Raw genomic sequence first — 14,358 nt, forward strand, 5'->3', positions numbered from 1 at the left:
AGTCAAAGCCCTGCCCCGACGAAAGCCCCCAAACAGGAAGTTTCCGAGAAGGAAAAGGGGGGATAGCGTTTATTGTTTCACTCCCCAGGTGGGATTCCAAAGGGCTCAGCCCTTTGGCCGCCGGAGGCATTCTTCCTGTTTTTCTCTCATCTTCCCTCTCTCCTATCCTTCCAATAACACCACCGCAGCGGCGGTGTCGCGGCTGTGGGTGATGCTCAGGTGCCAGGAGGTTGCGCCCAGAGCGGCGGCCCGGGCCAGGGCCGGGCCGGAGAGGGTCAGGCTGGGGCGGCCGGCGGCGTCGGAGAGGATTTCCAGGGTGTGGAAGGTGATGCCTTGGGCAAAGCCGGTGCCCAGAGCCTTGACTGCGGCTTCCTTGGCGGCGAACAGGCCGGCGGTGCGGGCCAGGGCAATGGCCGGCAGCACGGCCCGCTCGGCCGGGGTGAGGATGCGGGCGGTGAACCGGTCGCCGAACCGGGCGAGCGCGGCCTCGATGCGATCGAGTTCCACCACGTCGATGCCAAGGCCGCAGATCATGGGCGGCTCTAGTCGGGAAAACGGCTGATGATGGCGGTCATGGCGGAGACGGCCTCGACCAAGCCGGTCAGCACGGCCCGGGCGATGATGCTGTGGCCGATGGAATATTCGCTGATGCCGCAGGTGTCCTTGAAGGCATATATATTGTCGTAGTCCAGGCCGTGGCCGAGGTTGACGCCAAGGCCGGCCTGCCGGGCCAGCGGGATGGCGGCCAGCAGCCGGTCGAGTTCGGTTTTGCGGGCGGATGGGGTGGCGGCGTCGGCAAAGGCTCCGGTGTGCAGTTCGACGTAGGCGGCGCCAACGGCCACGGCTGCTTCGATCTGGCGCGGATCGGGGTCGATGAAAAGGCTGGTTGGGATGCCGGCATCGGCCAGGGAGGCGACATAGCCGGCCAGTTCTTTCTCGCGGCCGGCCACGCCCAGGCCCCCTTCGGTGGTCAGTTCCTGGCGCTTTTCCGGTACGAGGCAAACCATGTCGGGGCGGCGCTTGAGGGCGATGTCGCGCATTTCGTCGGTGGCGGCCATTTCCAGATGCAGACGGGTCTTGACTGTCTCGCGCAGGACATGGACGTCGCGGTCGCCGATGTGCCGCCGATCTTCGCGCAGATGGACGATGATGGCGCGGGCTCCGCCAAGTTCGGCCAGGGCGGCGGCAGTGACAGGATCGGGGCTTTTGGCCAGCCGGGCCTGGCGGATGGTGGCCACATGATCGACGTTGACCGCAAGCAGGGGCATGGCGCACTCCTTTAAGACGTGGTGTGGCGATGGTATGCGTTTTATAAGGGAGAGGCAACCGGGCGGCGCGGGCCGTGGATTGTTGACAAACGTCCGATGAATCCGTAAGTGCGACTCACTTTCTTTGATGACGGGGCGCTGTGGCTTCTCGCTGCAGTCTCCAGCCCCGTTCCCCGCCCGGCCAAAGCCGTCTGCGGGGGCAAACCCTAACAACGAGAATAGGTTATGAATCTTTGTATCGTAGGAACCGGGTACGTTGGTTTGGTGAGCGCCGCCTGCTTCGCCGAGATGGGCAATGATGTCTGCTGTGTGGACGTCAACCCCACCATCGTCGAAAATCTGCGTCAGGGCAAAATCCACATCTACGAACCGGGACTCGATGAACTGGTCAAGCGCAACGTGGCCGAGGGCCGTCTGCGTTTCACCACCAAGGTTGCCGAGGGCATGGAGAACGCGTTGTTCGTGTTCGTCACTGTCGGCACCCCGCCCCGTGAAGACGGATCCTGCGACCTTTCGTTCGTGTATCAGGTGGCCCGCGACATCGGCGCCAACATGAAGGACTACAAGATCGTCGTCGACAAATCCACCGTGCCGGTCGGAACCGCCGACGAAGTGCGCAAGCTGATTGGTGAAGAGCTTAAAAAGCGCGAAGAGCTCATTGAATTCGATGTGGTGTCCAATCCGGAGTTTTTGAAGGAAGGCGACGCCATCAATGACTTTTTCAAGCCTGACCGCGTTGTTGTCGGCACCGACAACGTGCGCACGGGCGAACTGCTCAAGGCCCTGTACGCTCCCTATGCCCGCAGCCGCGAAAAGGTCATCGTCATGGGCGTGCGCTCGGCCGAAATGACCAAGTACGCCGCCAACTGCATGTTGGCCACCAAGATTTCGTTTATCAACGAAGTGGCCAACATCTGCGAGCAGGTCGGTGCGGACGTGCGCGACGTGCGCATGGGCATCGGTTCCGACCACCGCATCGGCTACCAGTTCATCTACCCGGGCCTGGGCTACGGCGGCTCCTGCTTCCCCAAGGACGTCAAGGCGCTGATCGACACCGCCCGCAAGATCGGCTTCGAGCCGGAACTGCTGGCTGCCGTTGACGAGGTCAACAAGCGCCAGAAGCATGTGCTGAGCAAAAAGATCGAGGAATACTTCGCCCCCCAGGGCGGCGTCAAAGGCAAGACCCTGGCTTTGTGGGGTCTGGCTTTCAAGGCCAACACCGACGACGTGCGCGACGCTTCGGCCTTTGAGCTGATTGCCGACCTGACTGCCAAGGGAATGCGCGTGGTGGCCTACGATCCGGTTGCCGGTCCCAACACCCGGGCCCACTTCAAGGGCAACGATCTGCTGACCGTGGTCGAAGAGCAGTACGCGGTGCTGGAAAAGGCCGACTGTCTGGCCGTGGTCACGGAATGGAACCAGTTCCGCAACCCGGATTTTGGCCGCATCAAAAAGACCCTCAAGGCCCCGATCATCTTCGACGGCCGCAACCTCTATTCCCCGCAGTTGTTGGCCGACCTCGGTCTGGTCTACTTCTGCATCGGTCGCCCGGCTCCCAAGTTCTAGCCGACGATTGATCCATAACGGATAGAAAGAGGGCGGGAAACCGCCCTCTTTTTTTGCGTCCGGGCTGTCGGTCGATAGGCAGGCCGGTTGGGGCGCAGCGGTATGCGCTACCAGAGAGCGGGCAAGGCATAATCCCATGCCCTGCAACCCCGTCAGGGACAGGGGCAGGTCAGGAGCTTTGAGGCCAACTCGCAAGAGCACAGGTGAGGGGGGACAGGAAGCCATGAAAGCGGGCTGCCGGCATGGTGCGGCAGCTGCGGCGGACTCAGCCGTTGCCGGCCAGGGTGCGACGGCAGGAGCGGAGCATGAGCTCCTGGAGGATCACCCGCTCGTATTCCAGGGAATGCTCCACTTCGGGGTTTTCTTCTTCAACGAGCATACGCTCAAGATACTGGGTCTCCTCCCAGAAATCGAGCAACTCGTCGTCGCCAAGATTTTTGATCTGATCTTCCAGGGGAAACTGATCGGCTTCGGGGAAAAACTGGCCCATGCGGCGGGACTCCTTAAACGGGGCGCGTGGCGGATTTTTGCCATTAAACGCCCCAGGCGGTTTTGGCAATCCCAAAATTACGTCGTTTCCGTGACGCCGGGTGCGGCATCGGCTGGCAGGGCGCAGGGGACAGGGCCGGCTTCCAGCACTTCGGCTTCAGGTTCACTCATGCGCAACTGGCCGTTTAAGACGGCCCCATCCTCGATGACGACCGACGGGGAGGTGATGTTGCCCCGATGGTTGGCGCTTTTGTTGAGGATGACCCGGCGGCTGGCTGTGACGTCGCCGACGATGCGGCCGCTGGTGATAAGTTCGCCGACCTGGATGCTGCCTTCGACCAGGCCCTCTTCACCAAGGACCAGGACGCCATCGGAAATAATGTCGCCAAAGACGCCGCCGTCGATGCGTACGACGCCCTGGAAATTGAACTGGCCATGGTATTGGGTGCCGGCCCCGAGAAAGGCCGTGATGGCGTCGAGGCGCGGTTTTTTCTTTGCAGAGCGTCCGAACATGCTGTGGTCCTTGGTTCCCGTCCATGGCGGCCGGCCTGGGCCGCCGTGTCCTGCCAGCCGCCAACGGCTGCGGCGCACCCCTGGTCCGGGAGAGCCGGCCAGTGCTTCCTGCGGCCTTGGGCCGGGAAGCAACTCCCGCTAATAGTGCGGGTTGGTCTGGCGTTGCAGTTCAATATTGATCTGGATCAGCCGGGCGTTTATGCGCTGGATGCGGTCGATATTGTCGCTATAATCCTGGGACAAGGTCCGTTTTTCTTCTTCCAACTGGTAGCGTTCCGTCTCCAGAGGGCTGGCTCCGGCGGCGGGCATGGGACTTTCGTGCTGCGGCATGGGCGGCGGCGTTATTGTCTTCTTGCAGCCGGGGGCGGCGGCAGCAACCAGCAGCAGGGTGACCAGCATCAGGGCTCGTAGGGTCATACGGCGTCCTTTCCATAGGTTCTAGCAAAAAAACGGCCGGCTGTCCCGTGCAAATGGACAACCCCGCATCTCAATCGGAGCCGCCGGCGCTGGCTGCCTGGGCTGCATCGTGCCCGCCGGCCGGATGTTCGGTCACGATGCGGACTTCCCGCTGGGGGAAGGGGATGTCGATGCCGAGTTCCCGGAAACGCTTGTCAATGGCAAAGCGGATGTCGGAAGTGGTGGCCACGGCTGCGCCCACGTTGTCCACCCAAAAGAGCAGTTTGAAATCCAGGGAGCTTTCCCCGAAATTCTGGAACTGGACCGACGGTTCCGGCGACTTGAGCACCCGGGGCTGGCTGGTGGCTGCATCAAGGAGGATCTGGCGCACCTGCTCGGTATCCGAACCGTAGGCCACGCCCACGGCAATTTCCCGGCGCACGGTGGGGTCGCGGTGGGTCCAGTTGACGAGCTTGCCGCTTATCAGATCGGAATTGGGCACGAACAACGTGGCATTGTCAAAGGTCTGGACCACGGTGTTGCGGATGTTGACCTTGCGCACCTGCCCCCAGATGGCGTCGATCTGGATGGTGTCCCCGGCCTGGATGGAGCGGCCAAAGAGCAGGATCAGCCCGGCCACGAAGTTGTTGACGATGTTTTGCAGGCCAAAGCCGATGCCGACCGACAGGCCGCCAGCCACAACCGCCAGGCTGGTGAAGGAAAAGCCGAGCAGAAACAGGGATATAAGGATGTAGAGGCCCCACAGGATGTACAGCGAGGTCGTTTCCAGCACGTCGCGCACCCCGGGATCGATGCCGGGCCGCATCCGGGGCAGGTCGCGGATAAACGACCGGACGGCGAAGAGGGCCGAACGGGTGACGAAAAAGCCGGTGAGAATCAGGGCCAGCCGGCCCAGGGTGACTGACACCGTGCCCACGGTGATGGTGAAGCCGACTGCTTCCATGAACAGTTCCTGGCCGCCCAGTTCCGTGGAGAACCAGTACAGGACCAGCAGAAACAGCGACAGAAAGATCAGCGGGAAGCCAAGGCCCGAGACAATGGCCCGGGTGAGCGCCGAGGCTCCTTCCTGGCTGGCCCGGGCCTGCCAGGAGGTGACGATGCGCGACAGTCCGGCCCCGATCTGCACGGCCGAGAGCAACAGGAACCAGCCGGCCAGCACCAGCACCGACAGATGCTGCCAGCCCAGGGCCGTCATGAGTACAAGGCCGGTAAAAAGCGGCGGGGTGGCCCGGCAGAAAAGCCGGAGCGGCCCGACATAGCTGCGAAGGGACCGGCCGACGGTGAGGACGAAAAGAACAAGCAGCACCATCCAGGCGGTGGAAAGGGCCGGTTCCGGGAGGTCGGCGATCTGCAGGAGCAGACCGAGGGAAAACATGGCCCACAGGCCGCGCAGGGGATTACCGGCCCCGGGTGCCACCGCGCCCGACACCTCGGCCAGATAGCGCGAGAAAACAGCCAGACCGGCGGCCAGTAATATCTCGCCAACGATATTGAGGATTTCCTGGAGCAACAGCGGCGCGCCGCCGGCCACCCAATGGAGAATGAGTCCCAGGCCGGCCAACAGCCAGACACTGTGCAGCGTTCCGATCTGGGCCAGCTGGGGATGGCGGCGGCGCAGGCGAAGTGCGCCGATCAGGCCTATGCCAACGAGAATGGCCAGGGCCACGCCGGCCTTGGTCAAGACGGCAACAGCCCGGGTGGCGTCAGCCCCGCGCGTGAGCGAACGCAGCATGGAAGCGTTGGATTTGCCCCAGTGCTCAACCCGGGTTTCCAGATCGTTCCAGGCCTTGAGGGAAAACAGTTCGTTTGAGGCGGTGAAGTAGTAGGTTTTCCAGGCCTTGGGGATTTTAAGGCGCAACGCCTCCTCGGCCTTGTCCAGGCTGGCCAGCAGGTCCCGGGCCGGGGCCAGTTCCTTTTCCAGAGTGGATTTGACGCCGGCAAGTGAGGTGCGCACGCCTTTGAGGTAGCGCAGGTAGTAGTGGATGGCCTCGGCGATCTGCGGTTCCGGGTCATCTTCCAGACGCTTGGCGAATTCTTCCTTGAGGGAATCCAGGCGCACGGCGATTTTTTCCAGTTCGTCGCGGCTTTCCTGGAAAGGCCCGATGAGGGTTTCCACGGCGCGGCGGATGCGGGCAAAATCGCCGAGCACGGCCCGCAGTTCCCAGGGATTGCCGCCGGAGAGGCTGATAATGAGCCCCAGTTCGTCAAGCTTGCCTTCAAGGGCCGAGAGTTCGGTGCGGATGCGGCGGACGTTTTTGGGGAGCAGCTCTTCCATGGACTTGAACCGGGCCGCCTGCTGCACCACCGACTCCTGGTGGATGGTCAGGAGCACCTGCCAGTCCTTGGGCTGCTCGGCCTCGGCTTCGGCTTTGTCGGCCTTGTCCGTCGCGGCCTTGGCCGCGGGTTTGTCGGCCGGCTTGTCGGCCGGTTTCTCCGGCGCTTTGTCGGTGTCTTTGGCTGCCGGTCTGGGGGTGTCCTTGGCAGCGGGCTTGTCTGCCGGTTTGTCTGCCGGGGTGTCGGCGGCTTTGTCCGGGGCCTTGGGCGCGACAGCCGGAGTCGCGGTCGCAGCGCCAGCCGGGGCGGCCTGGGGGTCGCCGTCAGCGGCCGGAGCAGCGGTTACAGCCGCCAAGGACAGGAACATGGCGCAACACAGGGCCAACACGGGGGACAATCGGGTCATGACGGGATACCTCGCACGGCCGGATGGGAGACCGGGGTCTGGGCGGTGCTGTTGGAATTCGGATGTTGTCTTGGCAGGGACGGCCGGAGCGGAGCCGGTCCCGGAGCGCGCCGGGCATGAAGCCGGCGCGCCGTGGTACGGGCACAAATATGGCCGGCAGCCGGGCTGCCGTGGTCGTCTGGGGCTTAGGATTTGCGCTTCTCCATGGGAGTGTAGGCGTGGCGCTTGCGGCCGATATAGATCTGGCGCGGCCGATGGATGCGCTGGTCCGGAGAATTGGTTTCCTCGTTCCAGTGGGCAATCCAGCCGGGCATGTTGCCCATGGCGGTGATGACCGGATACATGCGCGGCGGGATGTTGATGGCCCGCAGGAGCAAGCTGGCGTAGAAATTGGTGTTTGGGTAGAGCTGGCGTGAGGCGAAGTAGTCGTCGCCCAGGGCGCGCTCCTCGATTTCCAGGGCGATGTCGTGGAAGGCGTCGCGCTTGGCGTAGCCGTTTTTCACCAGATTCTGGTAGGTGTGCTTGATGATGCGCGCCCGGGGGTCCTCGACGTGAAAGACCCGCTGGCCAAAGCCCATGAGCCGGCCGGCCCCGGATTTGGAGGCCTCGATGATGCGCTCGACCGTGGTGCGCCCGGCCACGACGTCCTCGAACATGCCAAGGGCCGCCGAGCTGGCCCCGCCGTGGTGGCGGCCCCACAGGGCGCTTATGCCGGAGGACACGCTGGCAAAGAGGTTGGCCTGGCTTGAGCCGACCATGCGCACCGTGGCGCAGGAGGTGTCCAGGGCCTGGTCGGCGTGGCAGAGCATGAAGACGCTCAGCGCCCGCACGACAGGGTCCGGGGCCTGATAGGTCCAAAAGGGAACCGAAAACATCATGTGCATGAAGTTTCGGCAGTAATCCAGATTGGGATTGGGGTAATTGAGCGGCAATCCCTGGGATTTGCGATAGCAGAAGGCGGCGATGGTGCGCACCTTGCTCATGATCTTGGCCGCAGCCAGCCGGAAGTCCTCGGGCGAGCCGATGTCGTAGAGTTCCGGGTAGTAGCTGCCCATGGCGTTGATCATGGCCGAGAGGATGGCCATGGGGTGGCCGTTGGGCGGAAACCCGTCGAGGTGGCTCAGCAGATCCTCGTGGAGCAGTTCCTGGTCGCGCAGCATGATGCGGAATTCTTCACGTTCGGCCCGGGTCGGCAGTTCGCCGAACATGACCAGCATGGCCGTTTCCACAAAGGTGGCCTTTTGGGCCAGCTCTTCCAGGTCGTAGCCGCGATAGAGCACCACGCCCCGCTCGCCGTCGATATGGGTGATGGCGCTTTTGCAGGCAGCGGTATTGGCATAGCCCGGGTCCAGCGTGATCCAGCCGGTCTGGCTGCGCAGCTTGCGGACATCAAGGGCTTTTTCGACGTGTTCGCCCACGATGACGGGCAGTTCGACGGTTTTCCCTTCAAACGTCAGGGTGGCCGTGGTGGGTTCGTTCATGGCGCTTCCTTTCTTGTGTAAGGGACCGTTGATACCAACCGCGGCACTGCCTGTAAAGCGGCCGGGACAGGGAGCCGGCCTGCTCTTGACCCGATGCGCGACAAGCGTAAGGTTCTGCCCCGTCACAAGGAGGGGTTTTTCGTGGAAGCGTTTCTTTTTATTCCCTGTCTGGTCGAGCATGTGCTGCCCCAGGTGGGCGAGGCCACGGCAATGGTGCTGTCCCGGGTCGGGCTGACGCCGGTTTTGCCCAAGGGCCAGACCTGCTGCGGCCAGTTCGTCTACAAGCGGGGCCGGTCCGATCTGGTGCGGCCGCTGGCCCGACGATTCGTGGAAATGTTCGCCGACGCCCCGGCCATCGTGTGCCCTTCGGGCTCGTGCACGGCCATGGTGCGCCGCTATCCGTCGCTTTTTGCCGCAGGCGACCCCTGGCGCGAGCGGGCCGAAGCGGTTGCCGCCAAGACCTTCGAACTGGGCCAGTTTTTGGTCGAGCAGCTTGGCATCACCGATCTCGGGGCGCACTATGACGCCACCGCCACCCTGCACGCCTCCTGCCAGACCAGCCGGGTGCTCGGGGCCGGTTCGCCAACCGAGGCCCTTTTGGCCAAGGTGGCCGGCCTGACCCTGGCTCCGTTGGCCCGTCCCGAGCGCTGCTGCGGTTTTGGCGGGGCCTTTAGCGTGGATTATCCCGACGTCAGCCAGGCCATTTTGGCCGAGAAAATCGACGACATCGTGGCCAGCGGCGCCGAAGCGGTCATCACCGCCGAACCGAGCTGCCTGCTCAACATCGCTGCGGCCCTGGCCAAGCGCGAACTGCCCATCCGGCCCCTGCATCTGGCCGAAGTCCTGGCTGGAGGGATGTCATGAGCAAGTCTGCCCACGATTTCGGCCAGGCTTCGGCCAAGGCCCTTGGCGACCGCCAGAGCCGGGCCATCCTGCACAAGGCCATCGGCCACATCCGGGTGCTGCGCCAGCGTTCGGTCAATGCCATGCCCGATTTTTCCGAGCGCCAGGCCCGGGCCGTGGCCGTTCGCGACAAGACCCTGGCCCGGCTGCCCGATCTGCTGGAGACCCTGGAAGCCAAGGTCACGGCCGCCGGCGGTCAGGTCCATTTCGCTGAAACCGCCGACTCGGCTTCCGCCCTTATTACGAAGCTTTTGGCCGACCGGGGCGTGCGTCTGGTGGTCAAGGGCAAGTCCATGGTGAGCGAGGAGATCGGACTCAACGACGCCCTGGCCGCTGCCGGCATCGAGGCTGTCGAGACCGACCTTGGCGAATACATCATTCAATTGGCCGGGCAGCGCCCGTCCCACATCCTGGCTCCGGCCCTGCACGTGTCCAAGGAGCAGGTCTCGGAACTGTTCGCCCGGAAGTTCGGCCGCACCAGCACCGACATCCCAGAAATGACCCGCATTGCCCGGGACAGCCTGCGCCAGAAATTCATGGCCGCCGATGCCGGCATCACCGGCTGCAACATCGCCATTGCCGAAACCGGCACGGTGACGGTGCTGGAAAACGAGGGCAACATCCGCCTGTCCGCGTCCTGCCCGCCCATCCACGTGGCCGTCATGACCCTGGAAAAAGTGGTGGAAACCCTGGCCGACGCCGCCGTTGTCCTGGACATCCTGCCGCCCTCGGCCACGGGCCAGACCCTGCCCGTGCATCTGTCCTTTTTCACCGGCGCGCGCCGCGAGGGCGAACGCGACGGTCCGAAGGAAATGCATCTGGTCATCGTGGACAACGGCCGCTCCGAAATCCTGGCCGATCCCGTGCTGCGCTCGATTCTGCGCTGCATCCGCTGCGGGGCCTGCTTAAACGTCTGCCCGGTCTACCAGAGCGTCGGCGGCCACGCCTATGGCACGGTCTATCCCGGTCCCATGGGCTCGGTCCTTTCGCCGCTTTTAAAAGACAATCCCGGCGATCCCCGCCAGCCCTTTGCCTGCACCCACTGCGCCGCCTGCGCCGAGGCCTGCCCGGCCGGCATCGATCATCCGGCCCTGCTTCAGGAACTGCGCCGACGGGTTTCGGCCGGGGAGTCTGATCCGGCCGTGACGGCCTTTAGCCTGCTGGCCCGTCATCCCCTGCTTTTTGGCGGGGCCGCGGCCCTGGGCCGGACCTTTGACCCCAAATTGGCTGAAGTCGCGGCCGTGGCCCCGGATTCGCCGGTTGGCCGGTTTTTGCGTGGCCGGGCTTTTCCCGGATTGTCCCGACCTTTTTCCAGGCGGTTTAAGAGCCTTGCCCGCCGCCTGTCCCGCAAGCAGGGAGGCCAATCGTGAGAACGCGCGCCCGAAACGCCATCCTGGGCCGCCTGCGGGCGGCCACTGCCGCCGGCCTGCCGCGCCCCTCGGCTCCGACGATTCCGCGTCGGCCCGGCCGGGGTGTAACTGATTTTGCTGCCTTCGCCGGCGTCCTGACCACGCTTGGCCCGACCTTCGAGCTGGCCCGCACGCCTGAAGAGGCCAAGGCCGCCCTGGCCGCTTATGTGGCGGCCAACAGCGTCAAGACCGCCGTGCGTTGGGACCATCCCGACCTCGACGCCGTGGCTGCCGCCGATATTCTGGATGGGGCCGGGGTGGCGGTTATTGCTCCCGAAGATCTGCCCGATCGGGTGTGCCCGTCCCTGGCCGCCGTGGATCTGGGTGTCACCGCCGTGGCCTATGCCCTGTGCGCCACCGGCAGCCTGATTCTGGCTGCGGCCCCGGGCCGGGAACGCGGCACGCCGCTGGTGCCGCGCCTGCATGTGGCCCTTGTGCCCAAGTCGCGCCTGCTTCCCGATCTGCCGACCCTTCTCGACCGGCTTGGCGAGGCGGCCATGCCAAGCGCCGTCAACTGTGTTTCCGGCGTCTCAAGCACCGGCGACATCGAATTCGTCTATGTGCGCGGCGTCCACGGCCCCCTGGCCGTGCATGTCATCGGCCTGGACTGGCTCTAGAATAGGCACGGCCGGCAGCCTCAAAGACTGCCGGCCCTGTTTCAATATCCGGGGGAGCCCGCACGTATGGCGCAGGCTCCCCCGGTTTCGTTTGTCTAAAACATTTTCAAGGCGCGCAGGGGTGTATTCGAGCAATTCGTCGAGGGGGCGTTCGGGCAGGCAGGCATGGGCCAGGGAGAAATAGAGCGGTTCGCGCTCGGCCAGGGTGGCGACGATTTCTTCCTTGAGCCCAAGTTCCGTGAGGTTGGGCCGCTGGTCCGGGTTCAGGTCGGCCATGAGCCGTTCGGCCAGCCGGTCCGGATGGGCCTGGAGATAGAGCACCACCCCCCTGGACAGCAGGGTGCGGTTTTGCGGCAGGAGCACCACGCCGCCGCCCGTGGCCGCGACAAGGCCCTTTTGCCCGGCCGTCTCGGCCAGGATATCTGCCTCGGCCTGGCGGAAGGCGTCCCAGCCTTCCCGGGCGACCAGTTCGGCAATGGTCTCGCCGCGGGCTTCCACAAACCGGGCATCGAGATCGACAAAAGGGCGGCCGAGGTTTTGGGCCAGCCGGCGTCCCAGGGTGGTCTTGCCCGAGGCCCGGGGGCCGATCAGATAGATGTTGGCGTCGTCGGAAAGGGGCATGGCGGTCTCCGGTTGGGGCGTACGGCCAGGGCTGGCCGCCGGGTCCGGGGATAGCCTCCCGGGCGCATCTTGTCGAGGTTGGGGTGTAACCGGTTGGGGAAGAAAAGCGCCTGACACGAGGACGTGCCTGGGGAGGGGCGTCAAGGAGGCGCTTTGCATGACGACGCGCAACGGGGATTGTGTCAGGCCCGGTGGAAACGGCGCGTCGCGTCCGAATCGTGCCCGCATCCGTCTTGACGGCATTGATGACGCAACCTTGGCCCGGGCGGCCGCCCAGGGCGACCAGAGGGCCTTTGCCGCCCTGGTGGACCGGCATGGTCCGGGGGTGGCCCATCTGGCCTCGCGATTTTGCCAGGAACCGGCCGGGGTCGAGGATTTGGCCCAGGAAATCTTCGTCAAGGCCTATCTCAATCTGGGCGGGCTTCGCGACTGGGCCATGTTTCGCAGTTGGCTCCACCGCATTGCCGCCAACACGTGTATAGACTGGTTGCGCCGCCGCAAAGCCGAAGCCGGTTTGGTCGGCGGCCTTGACGAGTCGTTGCCTGACGAGGGAGAGTTGGCCAGAGGCCAGGCCAGAGAGGCCCGGCGTCGGTTGGAAGCGGCCATGGCGGTCCTTGGCCCCAAGGACCGGCTGTTGGTGGCGCTGCTCGGGCTTGAAGGCAAAAGCGTGGAAGAAGTGGCGGAATTAACGGGCTTGTCCCGGGTCAATGTCAAGGTGCGGGCCTTTCGGGCCAGACGGAAGCTCAAGGCATTTTTGGAGAAGGATCATGGTTGAAGCAAGCGGACATTTTCGGACAGGAACCGTGGTCATCGTTTTTGCCCTGGGTCTGGGGCTTGGCTGGATCGGGGCCAGCCAGCGGGCCATGGTCGAGAGCCGGGCCAGGGACTCGGCCGGTTTTGAGGCCATGCGCAAACGCGTGGACGACGAGTATATCCGTCGCCTCGATCTCGACAGCCAGCAGCGCCAGGTGTTCGTGAGTGCCTGGAGCGACGCCCATCAGGAGTTCGACCAGGTCATGGGGCATATGCGCCCGGTGCTCGACGGCGTGTTGCAGCGAATCGACGAACGGGTGCGCCCGATGCTCAGTCCCCGGCAACTGGCCGTCTACGACCGGCTCGAAGGCGAACGCCGGGCCCAACTGCCGCCGCGTCCTGTGGGCAACGACAACTGACGGGCCGGCTCAGTCGTTTCGCAGATAGGGCAGGGCTTTTTTGGAGAGCATCCGGAAGGTGCCGGCCAGCCCGAAGACCAGTGTCAGCCCGGTCGCGGCGGCTACGATGCCGGCCGCCGGGCCGGCAAAGACGGCAAACGGCAATTCCATGAAAAAGACCGTGAAGCCCCAAGCAATGGCCGTGCCCACGGCCAGGGCCATGAGGCCGGCCAGGAGGCCGAGCAGGGCGTTTTCCAGGGTCAGGACGGTCAGGATGGCCCGCCTGGAGGCCCCGCAGACCTTGTAGATGACGGTTTCATAGGCCCGTCGGCGCAGGCCTTGGGCCATGGTCTGGACCAACACCAACATGCCGGTGACCAGGGTGGCGGCGGCGGCAGCGGCCACGGCCGTGGCTACCTTGTCGGCCACGGCCATGACATCGGTCAGGGCGTCGCCGATGCCCACAGCCGTGATGTTGGGGAAACGGTCGGTGACAGCGGCAAACACCGCCTCGCCCGGGGCGCTGCCGGCGGATTTGTCGGTATAGGCCGTGGCCAGATGGGTCACGGGTGCGCCGTCAAGGGACCCCGGCGACAGCACGAACACATAGTTGATGCCAAGGGTCAGCCAGTTGATGCGCCGCAGGCTGGCCACCCTGGCCGTCACTTCCCGGCCAAGGACATTGATGGTCACCGTGTCCCCCAGCCCCAGCCCCAATCCCTTGGCAATGGACTCATCTACGGATACGAGCGGCTCCCCGGCATAGTCCGGCGGCCACCACTGGCCGGCCGTAATCCGCGTTCCTTCGGGCATGGCTGCGGCATAGGTCAGCCCCCGGTCGCCGGATACGGCCCAGCGCGCTTCTTCCCCCACCTCGGCTTCCTCGGGCAATACGCCGTTTAACCGCACGATGCGGCCTCGCACCATGGGCGAGGTCTCAACCCGGGTGACGCCGGCAACGCTTCTGGCCGTGTCCAGAAAGGCCGGGAGTTGGTCGGGCTGGATGTCCACGAAAAAAAAGTCGGGAGCGGTGCGGGGGATGTCGTTGACAAAGGCTTGCCGGAAATTGGCTTCCACCTGGGTCATGGCGCACAGGGTCGAAAGGCCAAGGCCCAGGGCGGCCAGCACCTGCCCCACCTGATTGCCCGGCCGCACCACGGCGCGAAGGGCCAGGGAAAAAAGGCCCGGACGATCAAGCGGGGCCAGACGGACGAGCCAGACGGCCAGCCGGGCCACCAGCCAG

The 14,358-nt window shown here is 64.6% G+C and carries 15 protein-coding genes; 6 read left to right on the forward strand and 9 right to left on the reverse strand.

Translation table 11 applies throughout. From position 1 onward, the window contains the following. Positions 1-162: 162 nt before the first annotated feature. Complete coding sequence (locus DVDV_RS19225) at positions 163-534, reverse strand: holo-[acyl-carrier-protein] synthase (RefSeq protein ID WP_075356210.1); 372 nt, start codon at positions 532-534, stop codon at positions 163-165. An 8-nt stretch (positions 535-542) separates the two neighbouring features. Then, positions 543-1,268, reverse strand: coding sequence for a pyridoxine 5'-phosphate synthase (locus DVDV_RS19230; protein ID WP_075356211.1), 726 nt, complete (start codon positions 1,266-1,268; stop codon positions 543-545). Positions 1,269-1,493: 225 nt separating this feature from the next. On the opposite strand from DVDV_RS19230, the gene DVDV_RS19235 reads away from it, so the two are divergent. After that, positions 1,494-2,834, forward strand: coding sequence for a UDP-glucose/GDP-mannose dehydrogenase family protein (locus DVDV_RS19235; protein ID WP_075356212.1), 1,341 nt, complete (start codon positions 1,494-1,496; stop codon positions 2,832-2,834). A gap of 265 nt (positions 2,835-3,099) precedes the next feature. Here DVDV_RS19235 and DVDV_RS19240 read toward each other — a convergent pair whose 3' ends face one another. From DVDV_RS19240 to DVDV_RS19260, 5 genes are all read right to left on the reverse strand, one after another. Next, the gene (locus DVDV_RS19240) at positions 3,100-3,324 is read right to left on the reverse strand and encodes a hypothetical protein (protein ID WP_075356213.1); all 225 of its coding nucleotides are present in this window, start codon (positions 3,322-3,324) and stop codon (positions 3,100-3,102) included. A 77-nt stretch (positions 3,325-3,401) separates the two neighbouring features. Continuing rightward, the gene (locus DVDV_RS19245) at positions 3,402-3,836 is read right to left on the reverse strand and encodes a polymer-forming cytoskeletal protein (RefSeq protein WP_075356214.1); all 435 of its coding nucleotides are present in this window, start codon (positions 3,834-3,836) and stop codon (positions 3,402-3,404) included. Positions 3,837-3,974: 138 nt separating this feature from the next. Then, positions 3,975-4,253 (reverse strand): hypothetical protein, encoded by a 279-nt coding sequence (locus DVDV_RS19250; protein WP_075356215.1) that lies wholly within the window; start codon positions 4,251-4,253, stop codon positions 3,975-3,977. Between the two features lie 70 nt (positions 4,254-4,323). Next, the gene (locus tag DVDV_RS19255; protein WP_075356216.1) at positions 4,324-6,933 is read right to left on the reverse strand and encodes a mechanosensitive ion channel family protein; all 2,610 of its coding nucleotides are present in this window, start codon (positions 6,931-6,933) and stop codon (positions 4,324-4,326) included. A 185-nt stretch (positions 6,934-7,118) separates the two neighbouring features. Further along, positions 7,119-8,414 (reverse strand): citrate/2-methylcitrate synthase, encoded by a 1,296-nt coding sequence (locus DVDV_RS19260; protein ID WP_075356217.1) that lies wholly within the window; start codon positions 8,412-8,414, stop codon positions 7,119-7,121. Between the two features lie 141 nt (positions 8,415-8,555). On the opposite strand from DVDV_RS19260, the gene DVDV_RS19265 reads away from it, so the two are divergent. The 3 genes from DVDV_RS19265 to DVDV_RS19275 are packed head-to-tail and all read left to right on the forward strand — an operon-like array spanning position 8,556 to position 11,343. Next, positions 8,556-9,278: a (Fe-S)-binding protein gene (locus tag DVDV_RS19265; RefSeq protein WP_075356221.1), complete on the forward strand. Its 723-nt coding sequence runs from the start codon at positions 8,556-8,558 to the stop codon at positions 9,276-9,278. Beyond that, on the forward strand, positions 9,275-10,687 hold the full coding sequence (locus DVDV_RS19270; protein ID WP_075356218.1) for a lactate utilization protein B: 1,413 nt from the start codon (positions 9,275-9,277) through the stop codon (positions 10,685-10,687). Before DVDV_RS19265 ends, DVDV_RS19270 begins: the two co-directional genes overlap by 4 nt. After that, positions 10,684-11,343, forward strand: a complete 660-nt coding sequence (locus tag DVDV_RS19275; RefSeq protein WP_075356219.1) for an LUD domain-containing protein — start codon at positions 10,684-10,686, stop codon at positions 11,341-11,343. Before DVDV_RS19270 ends, DVDV_RS19275 begins: the two co-directional genes overlap by 4 nt. Here DVDV_RS19275 and DVDV_RS19280 read toward each other — a convergent pair. Continuing rightward, complete coding sequence (locus DVDV_RS19280) at positions 11,257-11,964, reverse strand: shikimate kinase (protein WP_254845454.1); 708 nt, start codon at positions 11,962-11,964, stop codon at positions 11,257-11,259. The genes DVDV_RS19275 and DVDV_RS19280 overlap by 87 nt on opposite strands. Positions 11,965-12,121: 157 nt before the next feature. Between DVDV_RS19280 and DVDV_RS19285 the strand changes: the two genes are divergently transcribed. Then, complete coding sequence (locus tag DVDV_RS19285) at positions 12,122-12,739, forward strand: RNA polymerase sigma factor (RefSeq protein ID WP_083634839.1); 618 nt, start codon at positions 12,122-12,124, stop codon at positions 12,737-12,739. After that, positions 12,732-13,136 carry a hypothetical protein gene (locus DVDV_RS19290; RefSeq protein WP_075356220.1) on the forward strand — a complete coding sequence of 135 codons (405 nt, stop codon included), beginning with the start codon at positions 12,732-12,734 and terminating at the stop codon, positions 13,134-13,136. Before DVDV_RS19285 ends, DVDV_RS19290 begins: the two co-directional genes overlap by 8 nt. A gap of 9 nt (positions 13,137-13,145) precedes the next feature. On the opposite strand, the gene DVDV_RS19295 is transcribed toward DVDV_RS19290, so the two are convergent. After that, positions 13,146-14,358 (reverse strand): ABC transporter permease (locus DVDV_RS19295; RefSeq protein WP_139311679.1); only part of this gene is annotated, 1,213 nt, incomplete at its 5' end.

This window comes from Desulfovibrio sp. DV (genome assembly GCF_001936595.1).
Taxonomy (GTDB): domain Bacteria; phylum Desulfobacterota; class Desulfovibrionia; order Desulfovibrionales; family Desulfovibrionaceae; genus Solidesulfovibrio.

What these genes read in the sequence shown, in the direction of transcription:
- DVDV_RS19280 (WP_254845454.1), bottom strand. Translation starts at nt 11,964, where the DNA reads ATGCCCCTTTCCGACGACGCCAACATCTATCTGATCGGCCCCCGGGCC.
- DVDV_RS19245 (WP_075356214.1), bottom strand. Translation starts at nt 3,836, where the DNA reads ATGTTCGGACGCTCTGCAAAGAAAAAACCGCGCCTCGACGCCATCACG.
- DVDV_RS19225 (WP_075356210.1), bottom strand. Translation starts at nt 534, where the DNA reads ATGATCTGCGGCCTTGGCATCGACGTGGTGGAACTCGATCGCATCGAG.
- DVDV_RS19230 (WP_075356211.1), bottom strand. Translation starts at nt 1,268, where the DNA reads ATGCCCCTGCTTGCGGTCAACGTCGATCATGTGGCCACCATCCGCCAG.
- DVDV_RS19255 (WP_075356216.1), bottom strand. Translation starts at nt 6,933, where the DNA reads ATGACCCGATTGTCCCCCGTGTTGGCCCTGTGTTGCGCCATGTTCCTG.
- DVDV_RS19270 (WP_075356218.1), top strand. Translation starts at nt 9,275, where the DNA reads ATGAGCAAGTCTGCCCACGATTTCGGCCAGGCTTCGGCCAAGGCCCTT.
- DVDV_RS19250 (WP_075356215.1), bottom strand. Translation starts at nt 4,253, where the DNA reads ATGACCCTACGAGCCCTGATGCTGGTCACCCTGCTGCTGGTTGCTGCC.
- DVDV_RS19260 (WP_075356217.1), bottom strand. Translation starts at nt 8,414, where the DNA reads ATGAACGAACCCACCACGGCCACCCTGACGTTTGAAGGGAAAACCGTC.
- DVDV_RS19290 (WP_075356220.1), top strand. Translation starts at nt 12,732, where the DNA reads ATGGTTGAAGCAAGCGGACATTTTCGGACAGGAACCGTGGTCATCGTT.
- DVDV_RS19235 (WP_075356212.1), top strand. Translation starts at nt 1,494, where the DNA reads ATGAATCTTTGTATCGTAGGAACCGGGTACGTTGGTTTGGTGAGCGCC.
- DVDV_RS19240 (WP_075356213.1), bottom strand. Translation starts at nt 3,324, where the DNA reads ATGGGCCAGTTTTTCCCCGAAGCCGATCAGTTTCCCCTGGAAGATCAG.
- DVDV_RS19285 (WP_083634839.1), top strand. Translation starts at nt 12,122, where the DNA reads ATGACGACGCGCAACGGGGATTGTGTCAGGCCCGGTGGAAACGGCGCG.